Raw genomic sequence first — 25,085 nt, 5'->3', positions numbered from 1 at the left:
GGGGGGGGCCCCCCCCCCCCCCGCGCGGGCCGGGGCCCCCCAGGGCCCGGCCCCCCCCCCCCCCCCCCCCGCCCCCGCGCCCCCCCCCCCCCGCCCCCCCCCCCGGGCGGGGGGGCCCCCCCCCTTCCGCGTCCGTGCGTATACAGCGCGTCACGATCACATCAACTTCTCAAGGAAATCCTCAGGCCTTGGGGGCCTATGTCCATACTTGTCATGATCATCTCGTCAGATGATCTTCCCTATGCTCCCGCCAGCACTGTTGATCAACAGTGGGTCAAGGAGCATCGATGCACGTCTCAAGACGGACCCTGAGCGGTCCGCTGGCCCTCGCGCTGGCACTGTCGCTGGCAGGCGGGGCCCAGGTCGCGTTCGCGGCCAAGCCACAGCCCAAGCCCTCCCCCGGCAAGCCCCCGACGGTGGCCGCCACCGACCCCACCGGCAGCATCGCCGCCGCCAGGGCCGCCGCCCGGACCACCGGCAAGCGGGTCGAGGCGGCCTCCGAGCGCAGCGAGATCTCCACCACCTGGGTCAACCCGGACGGCACCCTCACCACCGAACTCTCGGCCGGCCCGGTGCGCTTCCTGCGCGACGGTGCCTGGGCCGATGTGGACCTCACCCTCAAGGCCGCCGCCGACGGCTCGGTGGCCCCCGCCGCGCACCCCAACGGCATGAAGCTGGCCGGCGCCGGCGGCAAGCGCCCCCGTTCGCTCCAGGAGTCGCAGGCCGGCGCGGAGGCGGCCCGCACCCTGGTCTCGCTCGGATCCGGCGACGACGAGCTGGCCCTCCAGTGGAAGGGCGGCCTGCCCGAACCCGAGCTGGACGGCCCGCGTGCCACCTACCGGGACGCCATCGGCGACGGCGCCGGCGACCTGGTCGTCGAGGCCACCCGGACCGGCTTCGAGCAGTTCGTGACGCTCAGGCAGCGCCCGGCCGCCCCCGGCTACTCGTACACCATGCCGCTCCAGGCCAAGGGCCTGAAGGCCGTCCCCCAGCCCGACGGCAGCGTGCTGTTCACCGACCGGAGGAACGGCCACAGGCGCGCCGTGCTGCCCGCCCCGGTCGCCTGGGACGCCACCACGGCGCCCGGCTCCGGCGAGCACCCGCGGCAGGCGAAGGTCGACCTCAAGGTCGTCCAGCACGGCGACGACGTCGATCTGGTCTTCACCCCCGACGCCGCGTTCCTGGCCGACCCGGCCACCGTCTACCCGGTGACCGTCGACCCGGCCACCGCCGGTCTCGGCAACGCCTTCGACACGCGGGTGCAGAAGGGCGAGACGGTCGACTGGTCGGCCGACACCGAGATCTACTGGGGCAACTCGGGAACCAAGAACGCCGACGGCAGCTCCCGCGAGGCCCGTTCCTTCATCAACTGGAACACCGCCTCGATCGCCGACGCGCTGGTCTCCAGCGCCACCCTGTCGCTGTACAACTTCCACTCCGGCAACAGCGACTGCCTGAACTACGCCTGGGACGTCTACGACACCGGCCTGGCCTCCACCGCCTCGCGCTGGACCGCCCAGCCGGCCTGGGGCACCAAGCGGGCGACGTCCACCGAGACCAAGGGCCGGGACGCCTGCGGCGGCGACGGCTGGATCAACGCCGACGTCACCACCATGGTGCAGACCTGGGCCTCGGCCAAGAACACCACCTCGGGCATGGGACTGCGCGCCCCCGACGAGACCAACACCAAGTTCTGGAAGGAGGTGAACTCCGCCAACGCGGCCACCAACGTGCCGAAGCTGACGGTCACGTACAACTACCGGCCGCGCACCGGCACCAACCAGCAGGCCGGCCCGCCGTTCCTCCAGGACGGCACCGGCACCTGGCGGGTGGACACCACCACCCCGGTGCTCCGCGACACCTTCGTCGACCCCGACGGGGACAAGGTGACCGGCACCTTCCAGCTGGTCGACGCCATCTCCGGCGCCCAGGTCGGCAACGTCAACGTCTCCGGCTACGTGGCCAGCGGCACCCCCGCCTCCGTCACCGTCCCGGCCGGCCTGCTCCAGTACGGCCACACCTACCGGTTCCGCACCTCGCCGTACGACGGGCTGCACTACAACCTGGGCTGGTCCGCCTGGGCCACCTTCAGCGTCAGCCCGCTGCCGGACGTGCCGAGCGCACTGCAGACCGGCGCCCAGCAGACCCTCACCCCGGTCCTCTCCGCCCTGGTGACCAACCCCAACCAGGGGCGCGTACGCACCGAGTTCGCGCTCAAGGGCCAGAACGGGCAGCCGCTGCCGACCGCGCTTCCCCCCGCCTGGGCGGAGAGCGGCAGCCGGGCCTCCGTCCAGGTGCCCTCCGGTGCGCTCGTCGACGGCGGCAGCTACACCTGGGCCGCGCGCGGCTGCGCCGCCGTCGGCTGCTCCGCCTGGACCGCCGACCAGCCGCTGACCGTCCGGGTGCAGGCCCCGCCCGCCCCGCCGACGCCGACCACCGTGGTGCTCACCGGACCCACGCTGGCCGACGCCTCGACGGCCACCGCCGGCGGCGGCTGCGACACCGGTGCCTGCCCGGCCGCCGACCCGGCCGAACTGCGGGTCGGCACGGTCGACGGCAGCAGTTGGACCGGCTGGCTCAAGCCGGACCTGACCGCCGTTCCGGCGGGCTCCCGGGTGGTCGGTGCCAAGCTGGCGCTGACCCGCTCGGACTGCGCGGCCGGTACGCCCGGCTGTGACGAGGCCGCCGTGGACGTCTTCCAGCTCGGCTCGGCCTGGACCCCGGACCAGGGCGGCGCCGCGCTGACCGGTGCCACCGGAACGGAGAGCTTCGCCTCCGCCGCCAGGCTCTCCGAGATCGACCTGGCCGCGATGGTCGGCTCCTGGATCGAGAAGGGCGAGGCCTACGGGCTGGCCCTGCGCCCGCCGGCCGACTGGACCGGCGCCGCCCGGTACTACTCCGCCACCGCGGCGAACCCGGCCCAGCGGCCCCGGCTGACCCTCGACTACCTGGCGCCGACCGCGCCGGGCCCGGCCGAGCTGGTCACCGGGACCGGCGGGGACGCCGGACTGCTCGTCACCTGGAACGCGCCGTCCGACCGCGGCTCGGTCGGCGACGTCTCCTACACCGTCCGGGTCGAGACCGCCGACGGCACCCTCGTCCGGGAGCTGGCCGGCGCCGACACCCGCGCCGTGGTCACCGGCCTGGACAACGCCCGCTCGTACCGGGCCGCGGTCACCGCCCGGAACAGTTACGGCAGCGCCGCCCCGGTCGTCTCCGCCCTGGTCCAGGGCACCCCGACGGCCGGCGGCCCGGACCAGTACCGCGGCTATGTGCAGGAGTACCTGGACGCCCGCAACAAGATCAAGATGAAGCCCGGGTTCACCGCGCCCGACGCCGCGGCGGAGGCCGCGCACGGCACCGCCTTCGTCGACCTGCTGGCCACCCAGGAGGCCTCGCTGGTCGCCAACCGCGAGGCCCTGGCGACCCAGAACCAGGTCTACTCCGCGGCGGCGGTCTCGCTGACCGACGTCGTGGTCGACCAGAAGACGGCCGGCAAGGTCGTGGTGCGGGCCACCGTCAAGGACTCGGTGATGATCCGGACCGACGGCGTGGACTCGCCGACCGAGAGCGCCGGCCCGAAGCGGTTCGAGTTCACCGTCGGCTCCACCGCGGTGCTCACCTCGGAGGCCGACGACAGCGCCGCCGAGCAGAAGCTCTCCTCCTCGGCCTCGGCGCAGGCCCAGGTCGAGGTGGCCGACGGCTCGCCGAGCGACACCGTCGGCAGCCAGGGCTCGGTGCCGCTCGGCGCCGACGGCTTCCCGGTCGCCTCGGCCCAGCCGGCCGGCGCCGTCCAGGCCGGGTACAACTACAACGGCACCGCCGACTGGGCCCGCCGGAACGTCGGCATCAGCTGGGACTTCGGGCAGGACTGCACCAACTTCGTCTCCAAGGCCCTGTACTACGGTGGCGGGATGCGGGTCCGGTACGGGTTCAAGACCTTCGACAGCGCCTGGTGGCAGAACGACTACTGGCTCTTCGGCTGGCACAAGAACCGGAGCTACACCTGGGCCGGTGCCGCCAACCTGCGTCGGCACCTGCTCTACTACCGCAACACGGTGTACCTCACGAGCACGAGCCAGGCCCGGCCCGGTGACATCGTCTTCTTCAAGTGGCGGAGCGAATCGGTCGTCAACCATGCGGCCGTGGTAGTCAGTTGGGGTTCCAGGATGGAGCTGCGCCAGCACGGCCGGTCGAATGTCACCACGCTGAACGAGGTCCTGTCCTACTACCGGCAGAAGGGCGACCCGATCGAGTGGATCACCGTCGTCCGGCCCCTCGGGACCAGCTGATGACGCCCGGGCGGCCGATCGCGGCGGCAGCGGCGGCCCTGCTCTCGGCCGCCCTGCTGGCGGGGTGCTCCAGCGGGCCCTCGGACGCCGAACTGGAGTACGCGGGCGACTACGCCAACCACCCGCACCTGCGGGTGACGGGCTATCCGGCCACCGCCACCCTGGGCCTCGTCCAGCAGGTCGTCTGGCGGCTCGCCGACGGCTCCGGGGACCGGCTGGAGAAGCTGGCCGCCTCGGACGGCCCGGGCGACGCGCGCCGGACCGCCGCGGACGCCTGGGTGCGGGACTACCAGCGGGGCGCCCAGGGGTCGGTCACCGCCGACTTCCAGGACGACCCGGCGAACCGGCAGACCGTGGTGCTCACCTTTCACGACACCGGCCAGTCGAAGGAGCTGCTGCTCCGGCTGGACGGCGACGGAGGCGCCGACGGCTGGCGCGTCCTGCTGAAGTGACCGCCGGGTGACGGGCGGGCGTTCCTCCGGGAGCGCCCGCCCGTTCGGCTTTCCTGCCCGGGCCACCTGACCACCTGACCGGGCCACCTGACCGGATGGGCGTCGGTGATCAGCAGTCGGCTCATGACGGTGTCCTCTCGCGGCCTGTTTCAGTACGCCATGTATTGAATACGCCATATATCGTGTGGCCGTGAACCCACCCCAGGCCGAACCCGCCGCCCCCCGCCCGCCGCGCCGCCGCGTCCACACCCGGGCCCGGATCCTGGCCGCGGCTGCCGGGCTCTTCCTCACCGGCGGCTACGCGCGGACGAGCATCGAGGACATCTGCGCCGCCGCCGGCTACACCCGGGGCGCCTTCTACTCGAACTTCGCCGCCAAGGAGGACCTGCTGCTGGCGCTCTTCGACGAGCAGGCGGCCGGGCGGATGGCCGAACTGGAACGGCTGGCGGCGGCCTGCGAGGAGCTGGCCCCGCAGGAGCGGGCCCGGCGGCTGGTCGAGGCGCTGCTGCGGGTCGAGCCCGAAGAGACCGGGTGGATCCTGCTCTTCCTGGAGTTCCGCCTGCTCGCCGCCCGCACCCCCGGGCTGGCCGACCGGGTCGCCCGGCACGACCGCGCGGTGACGGCGGCACTGGCCGGGCTGCTGGAGCGGGCGATGCCGGGGCTGGTGCCGCCGGGCGCGGCCGCCGGACAGGCCGCCGAGGTGGTGCTGGCCGCCCGGGAGGGGGTGCTGGCCCGGACGGCGGCCGGCGGCGCGGCGGCGAAGCAGTTGCTGGACGCGGCCACCGCGGTGCTCACCGGCCTGCTGGGCTGAGTACGGCGGCGGGCCCGGGAACGCCGCAGGGCGGCACCCGTGGTGAACGGGTGCCGCCCTGCGGCGGAAGTGGGACGCGGTCAGATGATCAGGCTCAGCGGCATGATCAGGGCGATGGCGACGACCGAGATGACGCTCTCCATCACCGACCAGGACTTGAGCGTCTGACCGACGCTCATCCCGAAGTACTCCTTCACCAGCCAGAAGCCGGCGTCGTTGACATGGGAGAGGAAGAGCGAGCCCGCGCCGATGGCCAGCACCAGCAGGGCCGCGTGGGTGGACGACATGTCGGCGGCGAGCGGGGCGACGATACCGGCGGCGGTGATGGTGGCGACCGTCGCGGAGCCGGTGGCCAGCCGGATCAGCACGGCGATCAGCCAGCCGAGCAGCAGCGCCGAGATGTGCCACTTGCCCGACCACTCGCTGACCGCGTTGCCGACACCGACGTCGATCAGGGTCTGCTTGAAGCCGCCGCCCGCGCCGACGATGAAGACGATGCCCGCGATCGGGCCGAGCGACCTGCCGACGGTGTCGGAGATCCGGGCCTTGGAGAAGCCGGCCGCACGGCCGAGCGTCAGCATGCCGAGCAGGGTCGCGGCGAGCAGGGCGATCAGCGGCGAGCCGATGAAGTCGAACACCCGCTGCGGCATCGCCTTCGGGTCGTCGACGACCACGTCGGCCAGCGCCTTGCCGAGCATCAGCACGACCGGCAGCAGGATGGTCGCCAGCACCGCGCCGAAGGACGGGGCGTGCTCCGGCTTCTCGGTCTCCTCCGGGGCGGTGGCCTCCGGGACCGCCAGCGGTCCGACCCAGCGCTCGGCGAGCCGGGCGAAGAGCGGGCCGGCGATGATCAGGGTCGGCACCGCGATCAGCAGACCGAGCGCGAGGGTCACCCCGAGGTCCGCCTTGAGCGCGTCGACCGCGACCAGCGGGCCCGGGTGCGGCGGCACCAGGCCGTGCAGCACCGAGAGACCGGCCAGGGCGGGGATGCCGATCCGCATCAGCGGCACGTTGCCGCGGCGGGCGACCAGCAGCACGATCGGGATCAGCAGGACGACCCCGACCTCGAAGAACAGCGGCAGCCCGAGGACGGCCGCGATCAGCGCCATCGCCCAGGGCAGCGCCCGGGGGCCCGAGCGGGACAGCACGGTGTCCGCGATAATGTTCGCCCCGCCGGAGTCGGCGAGCAGTTTGCCGAGCATCGCACCGAGGCCGATCAGCAGACCGACACCCGCCACGGTCGAGCCGAAGCCGGTCGAGAAGCTGCTGAGCAGCTTGTCGAAGGGGGCTCCCGCGACGGCGGCCAGCAGGCCCGAACCGAGGGTGAGGGCCAGGAACGGGTGCAGTTTCAGCTTGGTGATCAGCAGCACGATGGCGCCGATGCTGAGCAGCACCGCGATCAGCAGCTGGGTGTCACTGCCGGTGTGCGGCAGGGCCGGCGGCGCGGCCGCGAGCAGGGTGGGGGACGGGCTCACGCGAGGTCTCCATTGACGGGCCGCAGCAGCGCCGCGGCCATCTCGACGAGTTCTTCGGGGGACGGACCGACATCCAGGACGGCGCCGTGCTCGTCCGCCCGGAGGGGTTCCAGGGCGGCGTACTGCGAGTCGAGCAGCGACGGCGGCATGAAGTGGCCGGTGCGGTGGGCAAGCCGGTCCTCGACCAGCTCGTGGCCACCGCTGAGGTGCAGGAAGAAGGCGCCCGGGCAGGCCGCGCGCAGGGTGTCGCGGTAGCGGTGTTTCAGCGCCGAGCAGGTGACCACGCCGCCCGTGCCGGCGTCGGCACGCTCCCCCAGCCAGGTGCCGAGGGCGCGCAGCCAGGGCGCGCGGTCCTCGTCGTCCAGCGGGATGCCGGCCGACATCTTGGCGATGTTGGCGGGCGGGTGGAAGTCGTCCGCCTCGGCGTAGGGGAGGCCGAGGCGGTCGGCCAGGAGGCGGGCCAGGGTGGTCTTGCCGACGCCGGAGACGCCCATCACCACGACCGTGAGGGGGGTGGGGAGGGTGTGTCCGGGGGTGTCGTGGTTCTCGACGCTGAGAGCCATGGGTGGTGCTCCTTCGTTGCCTGGCCGCCACTATCGCTCCAAAGATATGACGTATTCAAGTGGCAGAAACCAAATCGTCATACTTTTGCGGAAGGTCGGGCGGCCGGAGAAGGCGGGACCCCGGGCAGGACGGCCCGGCGGGACGGCCCGGCGCGGCAGCCGGGCGGGGAGGCTGGGCCTGTCTGACGATCCGCCCGCCCGCCGCGAATCATGAGACACGCCTTAAGCTGGGCGGATGGAGATCCAGGGGCTGCCCGGCCGACTGCTCGCCGACCTCGGACCGGCCATCGCGTCCGGTGAGATCCCCGAAGGGGCGGTACTGCGCGGCGAGGAGCTGGAGGAGCGGTACGGGGTGTCCCGGACGGTGGTCCGCGAGGCGGTGCGGATCCTGGAGGGGATGCGCATGGTCGCGTCCCGCCGCCGGGTCGGCATCACGGTGCAGCCCAGGTCGGACTGGGACGTCTTCGATCCGCTGGTGATCCGCTGGCGGCTGGCCGGCGCCGACCGGCCCGCGCAGCTGCGCTCGCTCGGATCCCTGCGGGTGGCCGTGGAACCGGCCGCGGCCGCGCTCGCGGCCCGGCACGCCGGCGACGACGACTGCCGTCAACTCAGCGCGCTGGCCGTCGAGTTGACGATGACGGCGCGGGCCGCCGACCTGGAGGCCTTCCTCCGGCACGACATCGCCTTCCACGCCACCGTCCTGCGGGCCTCCGGCAACGAGATGTTCGCCCACCTCGGCGACACCGTAGGGGCGGTGCTGACCGGCCGGACCGAGTACCATCTGATGCCCCACCAGCCGGAGCCCTACGCGATCCGGCTGCACCGCGAGGTCGCGGAGGCGATCTGCGCGCGGGACGCCGAACGCGCCGAGCAGGCGATGCGGACGATCGTGGCCGGTGCGCTGGAGGAGCTGAACCAGCAGCTGGGCTGACGGTCTGCCACGTCTTGCGGTCATCTGGGACGGATCACACGGTTTGGCGGCAGTTCGCCGGATTCGGACGCATAGTCCGGGCCGCATGGGGCAGAGTGTTTCCCAGGGGCGCGTTCTGCGTGCCCTCCCTGCCACGTGACCGCGCCCGGGGGGTCGCCCGATGTCAGTCGCTCGCCGTCGCCGCCTGCCCGACGAGGTACGTGCCGCCGTCGTCCGCGCGGTGCTCTGCCTGTCCTTCACCCTGGTGGGCCTGGTGGTCGCGACGCTGGCCTCGTACGCGGACAGCTGGCTGATGACGCCGGCGATGATGGCGATGGGGCTCGGGGTGTTCGGCACGATGTGGTGCCTGCTGGAGATCCTGATCTCGCGCCAGATCGCGGCGCAGCGGATGCGCGGGCCCGACTCGGCGTCCCCGATGGCGGGCAGCCGGACCGCGGCCCGGCCGCTCCCCCGCCCGGTGCCGCGGCAGGCCCCGCTGCCGCCCCAGAGCTGGCCGCAGCCCGGGCCGCAGTCCGGGTCACCGGCCGGCACCGGGGCGTTCCCGGGACAGGCCCTTCCCCCTCGGCCGCACCCGGGGCAGGGCTACCCCGGGCAGGCGTACCCCGGCCAGGGATACGCGGGCGGGCCGAGCGGGCCTCAGCCCCGGTTGCCCACCGCGTAGCCGTACGACGCGGGCCGGGCGCGGGCGCCGCCGTCTCCCCCGTGGTCCTGGCCGAGGTGGATGTCACTGAGATGAGCGATCGTCAGCATGGCGGTGAGGCCGAGGCCGGTACCTCCGCGGGGCGCTTGAACATCCGGGTGGCGGTGATCTCGCCGTGGACGGCCGGGCCGTCCGGATCCTGCGGGGCGGGCAGGCCGGGGCGCAGGTGCTCCTCCACCGAGATGTACTTCAGACCGGCCCGCAGGTCGGCGTCGTTGCGCAGCCGGATGACGAGCGGGAACTCGGCGAGCGCGGTGGTGTCGAACAGGCCGGTGGTGTAGATCAGCTGGACGCCGAGCGCGTCGGCCACGGCCCGCTGGAGCTCCAGCAGGTAGGTGGCGTTGGCGCGGCCGATCGGGTTGTCCAGGAAGAGCGTGCCGGCGTGCCGGAGCTGGGACTGGCCGCGGTCGTTGGCCCGCAGCGCGGCCATCGTGCAGTAGAGCGCGATGGCGGCGGTGAGCAGCTGGCCGCCGGAGAAGACGTCGGACATCTGGCCGACGCTCACCCGCTCGGCGCGCAGCACGGCGTCGGGCTTGAGGATCTCGACGCCGACGCCGCGCGGGCCGATCGCGGCCGCGACACCGCGCAGCAGCAGTGACATGCCGTCACGGCGCAGGTCGCTGTTCTTCTTGACGGCGGCACGGGTCGCCTCGTCGATCACCTCGCCGAGGCGCTCGACCAGGGTGGCGTGGTCCGGGTCCTCGAAGCGGATGCGCAGGAACTCCTGGCCGGACCACTCCCCCAGGCCCTCGGGGAGCCGGGAGAGCCGCTGGGCGGCGCGCAGGGTGGTGAGCGAGGACTCGACCAGGCCGCGCAGACGGTCCACGATCGAGCCGCGGTTGCGCTCCAGCTGGGCGAGTTCGTCGGTGAGTACGCGCAGCCGGGGGGCGAAGGCGGCGGCCCAGGCGGCGGCGTGGTCGGGCAGCGCGGAGGCCGGCAGTTCGCGGATCTGCTGGCGGGCCGGGGTGCGGACGGCCTCGTAGCGGGCCGCGTTGGCGTGCCGGACGAGCGCGTCGGAGGCGTCGCGGACGGCGAGTTCGGCGGAGGAGAGCTCGCCGGCGGCGGTGCGCAGGGCGCGGCGGGCCTCGGCGGCGGCGGTGCGGGCGTCGGGGAGCGCGCCGAGGTAGGGCTCGACCGGCTGGTCGGCGTCGTCCTGGTGCTCGCGCAGGCCGTCGCGCAGTTGCCCGGCGTGCTCGTCGAAGTCGGCGGCGGCGGCCTGGGCGGCGTCGAAGGTGCGTTGCAGGTCGGCGTGGGCGGTGCGGGCGGTGTCGACGCTCTCGCGGCGCTCGGCCAGGCGGCTGGTGGCGGTGCGCAGCAGGACCTGGGCGTGCTCGGGGTCGGTGGGGACGAGGTCCTCGGGCAGCTCGGTGTGGGCCTCGCCGTCGGCGGGGGCGGAGCGTTCGGCCTCGCCGCGCAGCCGGCCGAGCTGTTCGCTCGCGGTGGCGGCGCGGGCCTCGATGGTGGCGACCAGCTCCTCGGCGCGGGCGGCGGCGGCCTGCCGGGCCGGGCCGTCGGCGCCGTCGGGGCTGTTGAGCAGTTCCTCGGCGCGGGTGCGCACCTTGTTGGTGAGGCGGTCGAGTTCGGTCGCGGCGGCGGCCTCGTCGCCCTCTGCGCGGGCCTGTTCGGCGCGCAGGTCGGCGCCGACACCGACCTTCTCGTAGAGCTGGGAGGCCGCGCGGTAGGCCTCGCGCAGGGCGGGCAGTGCGGCGGGGGCGGTGCCGGCGGGCTCGTCGGCCTGCTCGGCGGCGGGGATCTCGGCGCGCTCGGCACGCAGGGTGCGGGCGGTGCGGCGGGCGTCGTCGGCGGCGCGCTGGGCGGCGCGGCGGTCCTCGTCGCAGGTGCGGGCGCGCTCGGCGCACTGGGCCTGGCGGCGGTCGCACTCGGTGGCGTCCTCGGCGAGCTCGCGCAGGCCGCGGGTCCAGCCGGCGCGTTCGCGCAGGCGGAAGGCGAGGCCGGAGAGGGCGTCGGCGCGGCGGCGGGCGCGCTGGGCGGCCTCGCGGTGTTCCTCGTGGGCGGAGGCGGCGGCGGCGTGGTCGGTCTCGGCCTCGTCGTGGTCGGCGCGCAGCGTGGCCAGGGCGGCGGCGGCCTGCTCGGCGCGCTCGCGGGCGGCCTCGGCGGCGGCGGCGAGTTCGGCGAGGGTGCCGGGCGGGCAGCTGGCGTGCCAGGAGGCCAGGCGGGCCGCGAGGGCGCGGTCGCCGCCGAGCCGGGCGGCGAGTTCGCGGATGTGCTCCTCGCGGGCGGTGGCGCGGGTGCGCAGTTCGCGGCGCTCGTCGTCGGCGGCGCTCTCGTCGTGCATGGCCGGGTTCGGCGGGACGAGGAAGAAGGCCGGCTCGTCGGTGATCGGGGCGATCAGGGCGGCGGCGGCGCCGACGGCGACGGTGGAGCGGGGCAGCAGGGCGGCGGAGCGCAGGGTCTCGCGGGCCCGGTCCAGCGAGTTCGGGTCGGTCACCACGACGCCGTCGACGAGCTCGGGGCGGGCGGCGAGGATGGCCTCGTGGTCGGCCGGGTCGACGGACTGGGCGAGGTAGCGCCAGCCGGGCAGCGCGGGGATGCCGTGCTCGCCGAGGTACTCGACGGTGGCGAGGACGTCCGGGCCGGGCGGCAGCAGGCCGCCGTCGCCGAGGGCGGCGAGGATGCGGGAGTCGTCGGCGGCCGCGGTGCGCAGGTCGAACAGGGTGCGTTCGGCGGTGGCGATGGCCTCGTCGAGCAGCTCGCGCAGCGCCTCCGCGGAGCGGTCCAGGACGGCGGGGGTGAGGAAGCCGGCCTCCTCCTCGGCACCCTCCTGGTACGGGGTCAGGGAGAGCAGGTCGGCGAGGCGCGGCTCGGTGGCGAGCAGGGCGGCGGTGCGCTGCTCGACGGCGAGGGTCTGGGCGGCGGCCTTGCGGGCGTCGTTGGCGCGGGCGGCGCCGAGCTCGGCGCGGCCGGTGGCGGCGGCGGCCTCACGCAGCCGGGCGGCGGCGGCCTCGGCGGCGGTACGGGCCTGGGCGAGCGCGGCGCTGGCGCTCTTCTCGACGTCGGCGGCGTACAGGGCGGCGCGGGCCGGGTCGGGCTCGGCGGTGTCGGGGTCGATCCAGCCGGCCTCGACGGCGGCCGCGGTCTCCTGCTCGACCTCGGCCAGCCGCTGGCGCAGGTGGTCGGCCTCGCTGCGGGCCTTCTGGGCGGCGGTGGCCGCCTCGGTCGCGTCGGACTGCGCCTTGGAGCCGTCGGCCTGCAGTTCGCCGGCGCGCTGCTCCTCGGTGTCGGCCCGGGCTTCGGCCGCCGCGGCGGCGCTCTCCAGGGCGCGGGCGAGGGCGGTGGCGGCGCGGGCGCGGGCGGCGAGCGCCGGGGCGGCGTCCAGCTCGGCCTCGCGGATGGCGGCGGCGACCCGGGCCACCCGGTCGGCGGCGGCGCGCTGGCGCAGCACGGTCTCGGCGGCCTGCCAGGCGGAGTGCAGGGTGCGGGCGTCGGTGAGTTCGCGGCGCAGCGCGGCGGCCTCGGCGGTGGCGGCGGACAGGCCCAGGGTGGCGTGCCGGTGGGTGAGCTCGGCGGTGATCAGGGTGTGCCGGGTGCGGTCGGCCTCGGCGGCGGTGACGGCGCTCGCGGCGGCGGCCACCTCGATGGCGAGGTCCTGGGCGCGGTCGCGCTCGGCGGCGGCGCGGGAGGTGAGCGCGTGGGCGAGACGGCGGGTGCGCCGCTCGGCGGTGCGGTGGGCCTCGCGGACGCTCTCGCGGGCGGTGGTGGCCTCGGCGATGCGTTCCAGCAGGTCGAGGGAGCCGGCGGTGAAGTCGCGTTCGGCCGTGAGTTCGGCGCGGCGGCCGAGCTTGGCGGCGAAACCGTGGACGAGGTCGGCCAGGCCGTCGGTGTCGCGGGTGTCGGTGACGGCGCGCAGCAGCAGGTCGGTGAAGTCGCTGTCGTGCTTGACCGCGAAGAGGCCGGCGGCCTCGCCCTCGTCGGCGTTCATCTCGCGCTGGTAGCGGAAGAGTTCGGGGTCGAGGCCGAGGTCGCCGAGGTGTTCCGTCCAGCGGTCGTGGCCGTCCTCGAAGACCAGGTCGAGGTGGGGGTGGGCCTTTCCGGCCTCGGTGAGGGCGTCGCGGAAGCCCTTCATGGTGCGGCGGCGGCCGCGGGCCTTCTGGTCGCCGGCCAGGCTGATCCGCTCGGCGACGGGCAGCGAGTCCAGGGTGAGGCCGGGGCCGGGGCGGAAGGAGTACCAGGTCTCGGCGAACTTGCGCGGGTCGGAGGAGACCTGGCGGCCGCGCCACTCGCTGACCTTGCCGACCACGATCGGCTCGCCGGTGACGGTGTGCTGCCACTCCAGGGCGACGTGGCCGCAGTCGTCGGCGAGCAGGAACTTGCGCAGCACGCCGGAGCTGGCGCCGCCGAGGGTGTTCCGGTGGCCGGGGAGCATCACCGAGAAGATCAGCTTGAGCAGGACGGACTTGCCGCCGCCGTTCTCCAGGAAGAGCACGCCGGCGGGCGCGGGGCGGCGGACCGGGCCCTCGGCCTCCTCGCCGAACAAGCCGATCTGCTGGGGGGCCGGGTCTGCGACGGGCTCGCCGACGCCGCGCAGGTCGAGCACCGTGTCGGCGTAGCGGGCGCCGGCCGGTCCGATCGAGTAGAGGCGGACCCGGTTGAGCTCGTACATGTGCGGCGGTTCTCCAGTGCGGGCGGGCGGTTCGGTTCGGGTGGGTGCTGCTCGGGTGGTGCTGCTCGGGTTGGGGGGTGCGGGCGGTGCGGGTGAGCCGGGTCGGGCCGTCCCGGTGGGGGCGGGTGCGGCTAGAGCGAGTGGAACGGCAGCCCGGCGTCGGCGACCAGTTCGTCGCCGGTGTCCGGCGGCAGCAGGCTGGCGGTGCCGTCGGAGACCGCGACGATACCGAGGTCGAGCAGTTCGGCCATGGCGGCGCTGCCGGCCAGGTCACGGACCTGGAGCTGGTAGCGGGCGGTGGTGCGGTAGGTGCCGCCGGAGTCGTCCGAGGTCTTCTGCAGGAAGCCGGACTCCACCAGGAACATCACGGCCTTGGCGACGATGCCGATGGTGGAGCCGGAGAGCCGACGGGCGTCCTTGGTGGCCCCGGTGGCGGTGCGCCGGGCCCAGACCCGCCAGGCGGCCTCCAGGCCGGGGGCGTCGCTCTGCGGGTCGGTGTTGGCGCCCGTGGCGTCGGCCTGCTCCTCCAGCCGGCGGCAGGCCTGACGGACGAAGGAGTCCACGCCGTTGACGGTGATCCGGCCGAGGTAGCCGTCGTCGGCGAGGTCCTCCGGCCGGGGGAAGGCCATCGCGGCGACGGCGAGGTGGGCCAGGCCGTGGAGGAAGCGGTCGGTGGACTCGGAGGCCGCGCGGCGCGAGTAGTCGCCCATCCGGACGGCGAAGACGGAGTCCTCGGCGGCGGCGACGGCCATGCCGGCGCGCGGCGAGACCTCCAGCACCACCAGGCCCATGCCGGTGGCGACGGCGTCGGCGAGGCGGGCGAAGGCCGGGTCCTCGCGGTGGCGGCGGACGAGTTCGGCGTACTCGGCGTCACGGGCCGGGAGCAGCTTGGCCTGGAGCCCGAAGGAGACCAGCCGGGCGGCGTCGGCGACATCGCCCGGGGTGATCGCGGCGGGCGCGGCGGGCTCGGTCTCGGTCGCCCAGGACGTGTCGTGGTGGGTCGTCACGGGCGGTGCTCCTCGGGGCTGTCATGGATCGTGGTGCGGTGGTGGCGGGCCATCGGCTTCGTCGGCCGGTCGTTCGTCAACCGACCGCTCGTCAACTGGCTGCTCGTCAACTGGCGTCCTTGCGGTCGGCCGCCATTCCGGCCGCGTCGAGCAGGGCGCTGCCGACGATGAGGTCGGCGCCGCCGAACTCCGGGTCGCGCAGCGGGGTGCCGTCGTCGACGGCGAACAGCAGCCGCTCCTCGCCCTGGCGGTAGGCGGTGCCGACCGGCGGGCTGGCCGCGTGCACGGCCAGCAGGGCGACCAGGTACGGGAGTTCAGGGTCCTGCCGGCGGGCGTCGGCGAGCAGGCCGGAGAGCCGGCGGGGCGCGTCGGCGGGCAGGTCGAGCAGTTCCAGCGCGGCCTCCAGCTGGGCCTCGGAGAAGCGGCTGTCGTCCGGCGTCGCGACGAGGTCCGGGTCGGGCAGCTCGGCGCCGAGGTGCTCGCGCTCGACCGGCGGGGTGAGCAGCAGGTCCACCAGGTCGGCGACCCGCACCGCGACGGGGGTGCGCAGGCCGATGCCGCGGGCGAAGAAGGCACCGGTGGGCCGGACGGCCTGCTCTATCGGCAGCCGCAGCACCGGGGCGAGCAGTTGCCCGTACAGGTCGATGCCGCTGCGCGCGCCGGGGGTGGCGAAGGCCTGGCGGTCCTGCTCGGCGCGGAACAGCGGGCCGGCCTCCAGCAGGCGGGTCTGCAGCTGGGTGTGGCGGCGGATGCAGTCCTTGACGATGTCGACCAGCTCGGCGGCGCGACGCTTGTGCTCCTGGTCCTCCGCCTCGTCGCGGGCCTTGCGGATGTTGGTGAGAATCGCGTTCTCGTGCCGGTAGCGGTCGGCGATGTGGTCGAGCGCCTCGTCGATGAGGTCGGGGATGGCGTGCATCCAGTCCACGGCGCGCACATTGCGCCGGGTCGCGTCGAGGGCGCGGCGCAGCGTCTCGGCGTACTGGACGGTGCGGTACCGGGCCTGCTCGGCGGCGAGCTGGGCGTCGGCCAGGCGGCCGCGCCGGATCAGCACCTCCAGCTTGACCTCGGCGGCGATCTGGGCCGAGGTGACATCGGTGTCCAGCGCACCGACCAGGACGTTGACCGCCTCGTCGGTGGTGCGCAGGTAGATACCGCCGTCGGGGCCCGGCACCTCCTCGATCAGCTTGAAGTCGTAGTCGCGGCGGACGTACTCGCCGTCCGGGCCGAAGGTGCCGTAGACCGCGCGGAAGCCGCGGTCGACGCTGCCGACGTTGATCAGCGACTCCAGCACCCAGCGGGCGACCCGCTCGTGCTCGGCGGCGGGCCGGGCGGCGGCCTGGGCGGCGACCCTGGGCAGCATCCGGGCGAGCACTATCTCGCGGTCGGCCCCGGTGTCGAAGTCCATGTGCAGGGTGACGAGGTCGATCGCGGCGAGACCGACCTCGGCCATCGCGTAGCCGCCGTACTCGCCGGCCAGGTTGACCTTGCGGCTGTCGAGGTCGTGCAGCGGGGCGGTGCAGGCCAGCGCCTTGAGCCTGCGGGCGAGGCCCTCGTCGGCGGCGGGGCCGGGCGCAGGCCGCACGGCGGCAGCGGCGGGGCCGGCGGGCGGCCGGGGGCCGTGCTCGATGGGCGGGTCAGCGATGGCGGTCACGGTGGACAAGATTAGAGGTTCGCACCGACAACGACCGAAACGGGCCTTACGGGTGGGTGCGGGTCCCGCCGGCGGCGCGGGCGAAGGAGCTCCCGCTCGGACACGGAAGGCGAGTTGAACATGTTCAATTCCGAGGTCTAGAGTCACTTCCAGGTGGCCGGGAGAAGCCCGGACCGCCTCCTCGACCTGGGGGTTTCCGGCATGAACAGCACGTCCGAGAGCGAACGCGCCGCGTTGCGCAGGGTGCGGCAGTGGCTCTGGTTCTTCGTCGTCTGCCTGGTGCTGAGCGGCCTCACGGCCTTCCCGCTGGAGTCCGAGACCAGGTGGCTGGCCGACTTCGCGGCCGGCCCCGGCGCCCCGGTGACCGAACGGTTCCCCACGCTGCTGGAGTGGGCCGAGCGGGTCCGCGACGGCGTCGCCGAGACCAACGCCCGCTACCCCTTCCTGGCGTACGGCACCGACTGGCTGGCCTTCGCCCACCTGGTGATCGCGGCCGCGTTCTGGGGCCCGATCAAGGATCCGGTGCGCAACGTCTGGGTGATCCGCTGGGCCGTCCTGGCGTGCGCCGGGGTCATTCCGCTCGCCCTGATCTGCGGACCGCTCCGGGACATCCCGCTGTACTGGCGATTTATCGATATGTCGTTCGGAATCGTCGGTGTGGTGCCGCTGTTGATCGTGTTGCGCGCGCTGCGCCCGCTGGAGCGGCGGGCGGGGGCGACTCCCGTCACCGGCTGAGCGGGCCCGCCCGAACGGCAGGACGAGCGGCCGGACGAGCGGGCAGACCACGGCGGCGGCCCGAACGGGCGGACGATCGGCTGAGCCGACCGGGGGAGCGCGCACGGCAGCGGTGCGCGCCGGTGGGCCCGGGAGGGGTCGGGTATCGGGCAACGGCCTTCACACACAGGCCCTACCATCTGGCTCAACAGCTGCTGGAAGGCGGACGGGCGTGGCCGATGCGGTGATCGATCTCAATGCGGACCTCGGTGAGGGGTTCGGGCGGTGGACGCTGACCGACGACGAGGCACTGCTCTCCGTGGTGACCAGCGCCAATGTCGCCTGCGGCTTCCACGCCGGGGATCCGTCGACGATGCGGCGGGTCTGCGCGCTCGCCGCCGAGCGCGGCGTACGGATCGGTGCCCAGGTCTCCTACCGCGACCTGGCCGGCTTCGGCCGGCGCGCGATGGACGTCCCGCCCGAGGAACTGGCCGACGAGATCGCCTACCAGATCGGCGCCCTCCAGGTCTTCGCCCGGGCGGCCGGCTCCCGGGTCTCCTACGTCAAACCGCACGGCGCCCTCTACAACCGGGTGGTGGCCGACTCCGACCAGGCCGAGGCGGTGGTCGCGGGCGTGCTGCGGGCCGGCGCGGTCTGCGACGGCCCGCTGCCCGTCCTCGGCCTGCCGGGCTCCCGGCTGCTGGCGGTCGCCGAGGGGGTCGGGCTGCCGGTGGTCACGGAGGCGTTCGCCGACCGCGCGTACACCTGGGCCGGCACCCTGGTGCCGCGCAGCGACCCGGACGCCGTGGTGCACGACCCCGAGGCGGTGATCACCCGCGCCGTCGGTATCGCCCGGGACGGCGTGGTGGAGGCGGTCGGCGGCGAGCCGATCGCCGTCGAGGCCCGCTCGCTCTGCGTGCACGGGGACACCCCCGGCGCCGCCCAGCTCGCCTGGCGGGTGCGCGGCGCGCTCGCCTCGGCCGGGGTGCGGGTGGAGGCGTTCACATGACCGTCCAGGTGGCCGGCGGGCCCGAGCCGTTCGGGCGGATACGACCCGTCGGCGACCGGGCGCTGCTGGTCGAGGTGGCCGGGACGGCCGAGGTGAGCGCCCTGTACGGCTGGCTGCGGGAGCGCCGGGCGGCGGGCGCGCTGCCCGGGGTCGAGGAGATCGTCCCGGCCGCGCGGACCGTCCTGCTGGACGGCGTCGCCGACCTCCCCGCGCTGACCGCGCTGCTGCGCGGGGTGCGCCCGACGGCGGCGAGCAGCACGCCCGGCCCGCTGCTGGAGGTCCCGACCGTGTACGACGGCGCCGACCTCGGCGAGGTCGCGGCACTGTGGGGGGTCTCCGCCGAGGCCGCCGTCCGGATCCACACCGAGCCCGAGTACGTCGTCGCGTTCTGCGGCTTCGCCCCCGGTTTCGGCTATCTCACCGGCCTGTCGCAGCGGTACGGGGTGCCGCGCCGGGCCACCCCGCGCAGCGCCGTCCCGGTCGGCTCGGTCGCGCTGGCCGGCCCGTACACCGGCGTCTACCCGCGCTCCTCCCCCGGCGGCTGGCAGCTCCTCGGCCGCACGGCGCTGCCGCTCTGGGACACCGGGCGCGAGCCGGCGGCACTGCTGGCGCCGGGTACGCGGGTGCGGTTCACGGCGGTGCGCGACGGCGGCGGGCGGGCGGCCCCGGCTCAGGCGTCCCCGGCGGTGCGGGGTGGCGGCGCTGAGTGAGCTGCTGGTGGTCCGGCCCGGGCCGCTGACCACCGTTCAGGACCTGGGCCGGCGCGGCGTCGCCCACCTCGGCGTGCCCCGGGCCGGGGCACTGGACGAACCCGCGCTGCGCGCCGCCAACCGGCTCGTCGGGAACGACCCGGGCACCGCCGCGCTGGAGAGCACACTCGGCGGGGTCGCGCTGCGCGCGCTCGGACCGGTGGTGTTCGCCACGACCGGAGCCCCCGCCCCGGTCCGGGTGGACGGCCGGGCCGCCGCCTGGGGCGCGCCGGTCGCGGTACCCGCCGGAGCGCTGATCGACATCGGCGCCGCCACCCACGGGGTGCGCGGCTATCTGGCGGTGGCGGGCGGGATCGCCGTGCCGCCGGTCCTCGGCAGCCGGTCCGCCGACCTGCTCTCCGGTCTCGGCCCCGCCCCGCTGTCCGTCGGCGACCGGCTGCCCGTCGGCCCGCCCCCGTCGTACCGGCCCGCGCCCGATCTGGTGCCACTGCCCGCGCCCCCGGTCGAACTGGTCCTGCGGCTCCGGCTCGGGCCGCACACGGACTGGTTCGACCCGTGGTCGGTGGCCCGACTGGCCCGCGAGCACTACCGGGTGGCGCAGGCCGGCAACCGGATCGCGCTGCGCACCGAGGGCCCCGCCGTGGCCCGCGCCCGCGGCGGCGAGCTGCCCAGCGAGGGGATGGTGCTGGGCGCGGTCCAGATCCCGCCGGACGGCCTGCCGGTCGTCTTCCTCGCCGACCACCCGACGACCGGCGGCTACCCCGTCATCGGCGTCGTCCCGCCCGCCGACCTCGCCTTCGCCGCCCAGGCCCGCCCTGGCACCCCGGTCCGGTTCGTGCCGCTGCGGGGGCGCTGACGGAGCGCCGGAGGCGGCGCGGTCGGCCGGCCCGATGATCACGACCGGGCGGCGGCAAGGGGCTGCCGACGGCCCGCCGGCGAGGGCGGTCCGTCGGGCAGGGGCTCGGCGGGCAAGGGCTCGGCTGGGTGCCCAGCAGACAGCTCAGCGGGCCAGCAGGGCCTCGGCCACGGCCCGTTGGGCGGGGTCGATCGCGTGGGCGCCGTCGTCCAGGTCCCAGAGGGCGTTCTGCAGGATCCGGCCGAGGGTCCAGGACGTCGCCCGGGCCCGGTCGAGGGCGAGGACGTCGGTCATCAGGTCGAAGCGACGGCGCAGGGCGCGCGGAACGTCGCCGGTGGCGGTGAGGTCGTCCCAGCGGTTGCCGAGCGCGGGGAGAAGCTCGAAGCCCGGGTCGCCGGCGAGCGGTTTGGGGTCGATGGCGAGCCAGGGCGCGCGGCCGTCCGGGCCGGCCGGGGCGAGCACATTGCCGTAGTGCAGGTCCCAGTGCAGCAGGCGGTCGCCGGGCTCGTCCCTGACCTCGCGGACGGCCGCGGCGCAGTCGGCGAGCAGGCGGCGGTCGGCCGGGTCCGCCAGCACGGCGAGTGCGGGCGGAGTCCCGGCCAGCAGGCCGTCGGCGAGGTCCGCCAGCCGGCGCAGCCCGGGCGGGGCCTGGCGTTCCGTCAGGCCGGCCAGGATCTCCGCGAGGACGCGCAGCGCGGCGAGGTCGTCGGGGACGGCGAGCAGGGAGCGGTCCGGGTCCAGGCGTTCCAGCAGCATCGATCCGGACGCCGGGTCGTGGGCGAGCAGCCGGACGGCGCCCCGGCCGGCCCAGGCCCGCAGCGCCACCGGCTCGCCCGCCGTCTCCTCGTCCACGGGCTGGAGCTTGAGCACGGCGGGCGTGCCGTCGGCGCGCAGCACCGGGACGACCAGCCCGACCACGCCGTGCGCGGGCGGGCCGTCCGGGCGCAGCTCCCAGCTCTCCAGCAGTGCGCCGGCGAGTGACGGCAGCCCGGCCGCCCAAACCCGTCCGGCCTCGCCGAGGAACGCGGTGAGAGAGGCCGCCAGAGCGTCGGGGACATCGATCGGCGCGGGGCCGGGCGGGTGTTTCGGCATGGTGGGCTCCTGCTGGCACGTCCGGGCTGTCCTTCCGGGCAAGCCTGACACGGCCCGCCGCGGCCATCGGCCCGGCCGCATCACCCGCTCCGGGCCGCCGCTCCCCCACCGGGGACCGCCGGCTCGGCGCGACCGCCGGCAAGCAATCGCCAACTCACTTCCCCAGAGGGGGATTTCCGGGGTGCGAGTTCCGCCGAACGACGGTTTTCCGGCCCGTTCCGGAGGAGGATGGCACTCGGACGCTCCACCCGCGGGCGAGGGACCGGAGCAATGACGGAGGGGCGGACGTGGCCTCGCACCCCTGGCAGTCCGCACGCCAGGGATGCGAGGCCGGCGAGGGAGCCGTCTCTCGGACCGGGCCGACCCGTCCTATCGGGTCGGCCTGTGCCGTGTGGCGAGTTCTGCGCTTCGCCGGGCAGGTCGGGGACACGGCTCCCCGTCCGCCTCCGCTCTCGCCGCCCGGGGCGCAGGTCGGCCGGAACAGAAGCTTCCCGCAAGCGTACCCGGTTCGGGCAAAACGTTCGGGCCATCAATGAACGAGTTCTGTGCCCAACTGGCCTTTCTTCGGCGATTCCTTGACGAATGATCAGCTCTTGGCGCACAGAAGCCCGAGGGGCGCCGAACCGTCCGGCGCCCCTCGGGCCGTTCTCCTCGCGGCGCTCGCCGGCAGGGACCACGCGAACTGGCGCCACCATCCCCATGGCGCAGTCCGTCGGACCGCGGTCACCACTGGCCGAGCACACCGGCGCGGGTCATGTCCCTGGGAGCCGAACCCGGTCTCCCGGCCGCACCGCCCACCCGGGCCGCACGCTCATCCGAGCAGCAGCAGTTCCCGGACGGATCCCTCGCGATCGACCAGTTGGAGCTTGCTCCCGCGCTCGCTCTCCCGCTCCACCAGGTCCAGCAGGGCGATGGCCCGTCGCACCGTCTCGGTGATGGAGGTGCCGCGCTTCTTGTGCCGCTTCAACACCTCTTCCGTCTCGCTGTTGATGTTGATGCTCAGGCGAGTGAAGGTTTTCGTCTCAGTGTTCTCGGACATGCCGCAGGCCCCTCGTTCGAAAACGCCGCAGCATAGGAACCACGGCGCAGCCCGGGCGTGAACACAGCACACCCAGGCACATTTGATTGGCTGCCATCACGAGCAAGGTGGGACCGCGTGTGAGCGGAAACGCACGACAACGGACTGCAGAGCGTCCGCATCCGTCACACGCCGCGCCGGCACGCCGTCACGTCAACCGAGTCGAGCCATAGCCGAGGACCGGCCCGTAACGCTCGGGACTGTTGGTCGGGACAACCCATGGTGCTCCCCCTGCAGTTCTGGCGATGCGTTCAATCCTCCCCAGACCCACATGCGATGTCAAGTAGATACACCTGGGACACTCCTTTGGTACGCACAAGATGCACATTCAATGTTGATCTGATGTTGATTCAATCCGCCTTCCGTCTGTAGGATCCCTCCTGCAGCACGCTGCAGGGAACTGCGCCGCTGCTCCCCTGCCCCGACGGGCACTTCAGTGAGGGAGAACCACAGCATGTCGACCGTCTCCGCGAGCAGCGGCGAGCCGGGACAGGACCGCTGCGCCTTCGTGCGTCACCTGTTCCCCAGGCCCGGCTCCGCGGTCTCCACCCGGGTCAGCCTGGACTTCGGCTGCCCCAGAATGGCCGCAGCAGACAGCGTGGTGAACGTCTACGCGGGCCAGTCGGTTCCTGAACCGACCCCCGAGGATCCAGAGTTGATCATCAGTCAGACCATTCCGGCCCTCGTGCCGGGGCAGCGGCTCCTGCACGAGGACGAGACCCCCGGCAACGGCCTGTGCGACGTCGCCTCGGTGTCCGGGCCGATCGCCCGGCTCTACTGCGAGGCCGGCAAGGAAGGATGCCGTGACCGAGATCTCTGAGGGCGCCGAGCGGCCCGGACAGCACGTCCTGTCCGAGAACGACGAGCCCTCCAGGCGCGGGCTGAACACCAACGACTTCCTGTTGGAGGTCAACAACCAGAAGCACATGTCCCAGACCCGACGCCTGCTGGCGGTCGGGCTTTTGTGGATCATGGGCCTGCTCGCCGTGATCCCCACCATCGCCCTGGTGCTCGGCCGCTGGACCCACTTCGGCGGCGAGCAGCTCCAGGCCTTCGCGGTGCTGTTCACCCCCGTGATGGCACTCGCCAGCGCGGCGTTCGGCTTCTTCTTCGCCTCGGAGGGGAGCAACCGCCGGCGATAGCGGCGCCGCACACCGGAGCCGCGCCCGTACCGGCCGCCGATCGGACCGGTACCGGCGCGGCTCCGTCCCGCGCGCGGGCCCGCACACCCGGGAAGCGGACCGCCACGTACCTCTTCCCGGCACCCCCTTCCCAGTTCCGGCCGCCCGTGTTCGGATGGGGCGCATGGGTGATGAGCGACGCGATGGATACGACGGGACGGGGCCAGGAGCGATCACGCCGGACGGCTGCGCCGTCGAGATGTGGTCCCGGCTGCCGGTGGACGGTTCGCCGGAGGTGATCGAACGGGCGGTACCGGCCGGCGCGAGCATCCTCGAACTGGGCTGCGGCGTCGGCCGGATGACACACCCGCTGCTCGACCGCGGCTTCACGGTGACGGCCGTGGACGAGTCGCCCGAGATGCTGGCCCGGGTGCGCGGGGCGCGCACGGTCCGCAGCCCGATCGAGCACCTGGATCTCGGCGAGCGCTTCGACGTCGTCCTGCTCGCCTCGTTCCTGGTGCACGCCGGCGACCCGACGGTCCGCCGGGGGCTGCTGGAGACCTGCCGCCGGCACGTCGCGGACGACGGCAGCGTCCTGGTGCAGCGGGAGGGCGAGGACTGGTACCGGAACGTACCGCGCGAGCGCCCCGTCGGCCGGGACGGGCTGATGCGGGTGGTGTCGGCCACCCCGGTCGGCGACGGGGTGAACTCGGTCCATATCGAGTACGAGTTCCCCGACGCACGCTGGACCCACACCTTCCGCGCCCGGCCGCTCGACACGAAGCAGTTCGAGCGGGCGCTGGCGGACGCCGGGCTGGCCGTGGAGGGGTACCTCACGGACGACCGGACGTGGGTCCAGGCCCGGCCGGTGCCGCACCGGACCGGCTGAGCCCGGCGGGGGCCCGGAGCGGGGGCCCGGAGCGGGGGTGATCGCCAAGTCGTCACCTTCACCGCGTACCATCAGGCGCGCGCCGGGCCCGCGCGCGGCCCGAGGGCCGGACGGGACCGGTTGTTCGCATGCCGTCGGCATGTCCCCCGCGCATGCCATCGGGCATGCTCCCGCACCGACCGACAAGGACCGCTGATGCGCATCGAGCGACGGATACCCCCGGCGGGTGCCCGGTGATCGACTGGTTCCACGGGGCCGTCCTCGGCCTGATCCAGGGGCTCACCGAGTTCCTGCCGGTCTCCTCCAGTGCCCACCTGCGGGTCTTCTCCGCCCTGCTGGGCTGGGACGACCCGGGCGCGGCGTTCACCGCCGTCACCCAGCTCGGCACCGAGTCCGCGGTGCTGATCTACTTCCGCCGCGACATCGCCTCGATCGTGAAGACCTGGACGCTCTCGCTGTTCCGCCCGGCGCTGCGCTCGCACCAGGACGCCCGGATGGGCTGGTTCGTGATCATCGGCACCCTGCCGATCGGCATTCTCGGCAAGCTGTTCCAGGACAGCATCGAGACCAACCTCCGCGATCTGCGGATCATCGGCACCACGCTGATCGTCTTCGGCCTGATCCTGGCGGTCGCCGACCGCAGCCGGGCGGTCCGGAACGCCAAGCCGATCACCGACCTGACCCTGCCGCACGCGGTCGGGTACGGCTTCGCCCAGGCGCTCGCGCTCATCCCCGGCGTGTCGCGCTCCGGCGGCACCATCAGCGCCGGTCTGCTGCTCGGCTACAGCCGCGAGGCGGCGGCCCGGTACTCGTTCCTGCTGGCCATCCCCGCGGTGCTGGCCTCCGGCGCGCTGGAGCTGTTCAAGATCGGCGAGGGCCCGGCGCCGGCCTGGGGACCGACCATCCTGGCAACGGTCATCGCCTTCGCGGTCGGCTACGCGGCGATCGCCTGGTTCCTGAAGTACATCTCGAACAACAGCTTCCTGCCGTTCGTGGTCTACCGGGTGCTGCTGGGCATTCTGATCATCACCCTGGTGAGCATCGGCACCCTGGCCCCCGACGCCGGTGTGGTGAAGTAGCGCGGCGGACGTCGCGGACACGTCGGTAGAACGG

20 protein-coding genes are annotated in these 25,085 nt (G+C 74.2%); 13 read left to right on the top strand and 7 right to left on the bottom strand.

The window, feature by feature from the left end; genetic code table 11:
* Positions 1-287 precede the first annotated feature (287 nt).
* The 3 genes from ACIQIB_RS24135 to ACIQIB_RS24125 all read left to right on the top strand — a co-directional run bounded on the left by ACIQIB_RS24135 (position 288) and on the right by ACIQIB_RS24125 (position 5,555).
* Complete coding sequence (locus ACIQIB_RS24135) at positions 288-4,292, top strand: DNRLRE domain-containing protein (RefSeq protein ID WP_400760505.1); 4,005 nt, start codon at positions 288-290, stop codon at positions 4,290-4,292.
* Positions 4,292-4,744: a hypothetical protein gene (locus ACIQIB_RS24130; protein ID WP_363610641.1), complete on the top strand. Its 453-nt coding sequence runs from the start codon at positions 4,292-4,294 to the stop codon at positions 4,742-4,744. The genes ACIQIB_RS24135 and ACIQIB_RS24130 overlap by 1 nt, the downstream gene beginning before the upstream one ends.
* A gap of 190 nt (positions 4,745-4,934) precedes the next feature.
* Positions 4,935-5,555, top strand: coding sequence for a helix-turn-helix domain-containing protein (locus ACIQIB_RS24125; protein ID WP_363610639.1), 621 nt, complete (start codon positions 4,935-4,937; stop codon positions 5,553-5,555).
* An 80-nt stretch (positions 5,556-5,635) separates the two neighbouring features.
* Here the strand turns inward: ACIQIB_RS24125 and ACIQIB_RS24120 are convergent, their stop codons facing one another.
* Positions 5,636-7,030 carry a GntP family permease gene (locus ACIQIB_RS24120; RefSeq protein ID WP_400658832.1) on the bottom strand — a complete coding sequence of 465 codons (1,395 nt, stop codon included), beginning with the start codon at positions 7,028-7,030 and terminating at the stop codon, positions 5,636-5,638.
* Positions 7,027-7,593: a gluconokinase gene (locus tag ACIQIB_RS24115; RefSeq protein WP_400760501.1), complete on the bottom strand. Its 567-nt coding sequence runs from the start codon at positions 7,591-7,593 to the stop codon at positions 7,027-7,029. The genes ACIQIB_RS24120 and ACIQIB_RS24115 overlap by 4 nt, the downstream gene beginning before the upstream one ends.
* Positions 7,594-7,828: 235 nt before the next feature.
* Here ACIQIB_RS24115 and ACIQIB_RS24110 point away from each other — a divergent pair, with 235 nt between their 5' ends.
* Both ACIQIB_RS24110 and ACIQIB_RS24105 read left to right on the top strand, forming a co-directional pair.
* Positions 7,829-8,524 (top strand): FCD domain-containing protein, encoded by a 696-nt coding sequence (locus ACIQIB_RS24110; protein ID WP_363610635.1) that lies wholly within the window; start codon positions 7,829-7,831, stop codon positions 8,522-8,524.
* A gap of 160 nt (positions 8,525-8,684) precedes the next feature.
* Positions 8,685-9,185 carry a hypothetical protein gene (locus ACIQIB_RS24105; RefSeq protein WP_400760499.1) on the top strand — a complete coding sequence of 167 codons (501 nt, stop codon included), beginning with the start codon at positions 8,685-8,687 and terminating at the stop codon, positions 9,183-9,185.
* A gap of 82 nt (positions 9,186-9,267) precedes the next feature.
* Here ACIQIB_RS24105 and ACIQIB_RS24100 read toward each other — a convergent pair whose 3' ends face one another.
* From ACIQIB_RS24100 to ACIQIB_RS24090, 3 genes are all read right to left on the bottom strand, one after another.
* On the bottom strand, positions 9,268-13,845 hold the full coding sequence (locus tag ACIQIB_RS24100) for a hypothetical protein (protein ID WP_400760497.1): 4,578 nt from the start codon (positions 13,843-13,845) through the stop codon (positions 9,268-9,270).
* Positions 13,846-13,976: 131 nt separating this feature from the next.
* Positions 13,977-14,852 (bottom strand): hypothetical protein, encoded by an 876-nt coding sequence (locus ACIQIB_RS24095; RefSeq protein WP_363610629.1) that lies wholly within the window; start codon positions 14,850-14,852, stop codon positions 13,977-13,979.
* A 106-nt stretch (positions 14,853-14,958) separates the two neighbouring features.
* Positions 14,959-16,494 (bottom strand): hypothetical protein, encoded by a 1,536-nt coding sequence (locus ACIQIB_RS24090; RefSeq protein ID WP_400760519.1) that lies wholly within the window; start codon positions 16,492-16,494, stop codon positions 14,959-14,961.
* Between the two features lie 210 nt (positions 16,495-16,704).
* On the opposite strand from ACIQIB_RS24090, the gene ACIQIB_RS24085 reads away from it, so the two are divergent.
* The 4 genes from ACIQIB_RS24085 (at position 16,705) to ACIQIB_RS24070 (ending at position 19,792) form a co-directional block, all read left to right on the top strand.
* Positions 16,705-17,238, top strand: coding sequence for a hypothetical protein (locus ACIQIB_RS24085; protein WP_363610627.1), 534 nt, complete (start codon positions 16,705-16,707; stop codon positions 17,236-17,238).
* A 211-nt stretch (positions 17,239-17,449) separates the two neighbouring features.
* Positions 17,450-18,226 (top strand): 5-oxoprolinase subunit PxpA, encoded by a 777-nt coding sequence (locus ACIQIB_RS24080; protein WP_363610625.1) that lies wholly within the window; start codon positions 17,450-17,452, stop codon positions 18,224-18,226.
* Positions 18,223-18,936, top strand: a complete 714-nt coding sequence (locus ACIQIB_RS24075) for an allophanate hydrolase subunit 1 (protein ID WP_400658841.1) — start codon at positions 18,223-18,225, stop codon at positions 18,934-18,936. The genes ACIQIB_RS24080 and ACIQIB_RS24075 overlap by 4 nt, the downstream gene beginning before the upstream one ends.
* The gene (locus ACIQIB_RS24070) at positions 18,920-19,792 is read left to right on the top strand and encodes a biotin-dependent carboxyltransferase family protein (protein WP_400658843.1); all 873 of its coding nucleotides are present in this window, start codon (positions 18,920-18,922) and stop codon (positions 19,790-19,792) included. Before ACIQIB_RS24075 ends, ACIQIB_RS24070 begins: the two co-directional genes overlap by 17 nt.
* A 144-nt stretch (positions 19,793-19,936) precedes the next feature.
* On the opposite strand, the gene ACIQIB_RS24065 is transcribed toward ACIQIB_RS24070, so the two are convergent.
* Both ACIQIB_RS24065 and ACIQIB_RS24060 read right to left on the bottom strand, forming a co-directional pair.
* The gene (locus tag ACIQIB_RS24065; RefSeq protein ID WP_400658845.1) at positions 19,937-20,884 is read right to left on the bottom strand and encodes an aminoglycoside phosphotransferase family protein; all 948 of its coding nucleotides are present in this window, start codon (positions 20,882-20,884) and stop codon (positions 19,937-19,939) included.
* An 811-nt stretch (positions 20,885-21,695) separates the two neighbouring features.
* Complete coding sequence (locus tag ACIQIB_RS24060; protein ID WP_363610619.1) at positions 21,696-21,923, bottom strand: hypothetical protein; 228 nt, start codon at positions 21,921-21,923, stop codon at positions 21,696-21,698.
* A 493-nt stretch (positions 21,924-22,416) separates the two neighbouring features.
* On the opposite strand from ACIQIB_RS24060, the gene ACIQIB_RS24055 reads away from it, so the two are divergent.
* The 4 genes from ACIQIB_RS24055 (at position 22,417) to ACIQIB_RS24040 (ending at position 25,051) form a co-directional block, all read left to right on the top strand.
* The gene (locus tag ACIQIB_RS24055; protein WP_363610617.1) at positions 22,417-22,782 is read left to right on the top strand and encodes a hypothetical protein; all 366 of its coding nucleotides are present in this window, start codon (positions 22,417-22,419) and stop codon (positions 22,780-22,782) included.
* Positions 22,766-23,104 (top strand): hypothetical protein, encoded by a 339-nt coding sequence (locus tag ACIQIB_RS24050; protein ID WP_363610615.1) that lies wholly within the window; start codon positions 22,766-22,768, stop codon positions 23,102-23,104. Before ACIQIB_RS24055 ends, ACIQIB_RS24050 begins: the two co-directional genes overlap by 17 nt.
* Before the next feature lie 163 nt (positions 23,105-23,267).
* A complete protein-coding gene (locus ACIQIB_RS24045; RefSeq protein ID WP_400760494.1) occupies positions 23,268-23,972 on the top strand; it encodes a class I SAM-dependent methyltransferase in 705 nt (234 codons plus the stop codon).
* A gap of 236 nt (positions 23,973-24,208) precedes the next feature.
* Positions 24,209-25,051: an undecaprenyl-diphosphate phosphatase gene (locus ACIQIB_RS24040; protein ID WP_400658908.1), complete on the top strand. Its 843-nt coding sequence runs from the start codon at positions 24,209-24,211 to the stop codon at positions 25,049-25,051.
* Positions 25,052-25,085: the final 34 nt, after the last annotated feature.

It is taken from the genome of Kitasatospora sp. NPDC092286 (assembly GCF_044755565.1).
In the GTDB taxonomy this organism is placed as follows: domain Bacteria; phylum Actinomycetota; class Actinomycetes; order Streptomycetales; family Streptomycetaceae; genus Kitasatospora.
Note: the sequence above shows the minus strand (reverse complement) of the source record. Positions and strands in the feature narration are given on the sequence as shown.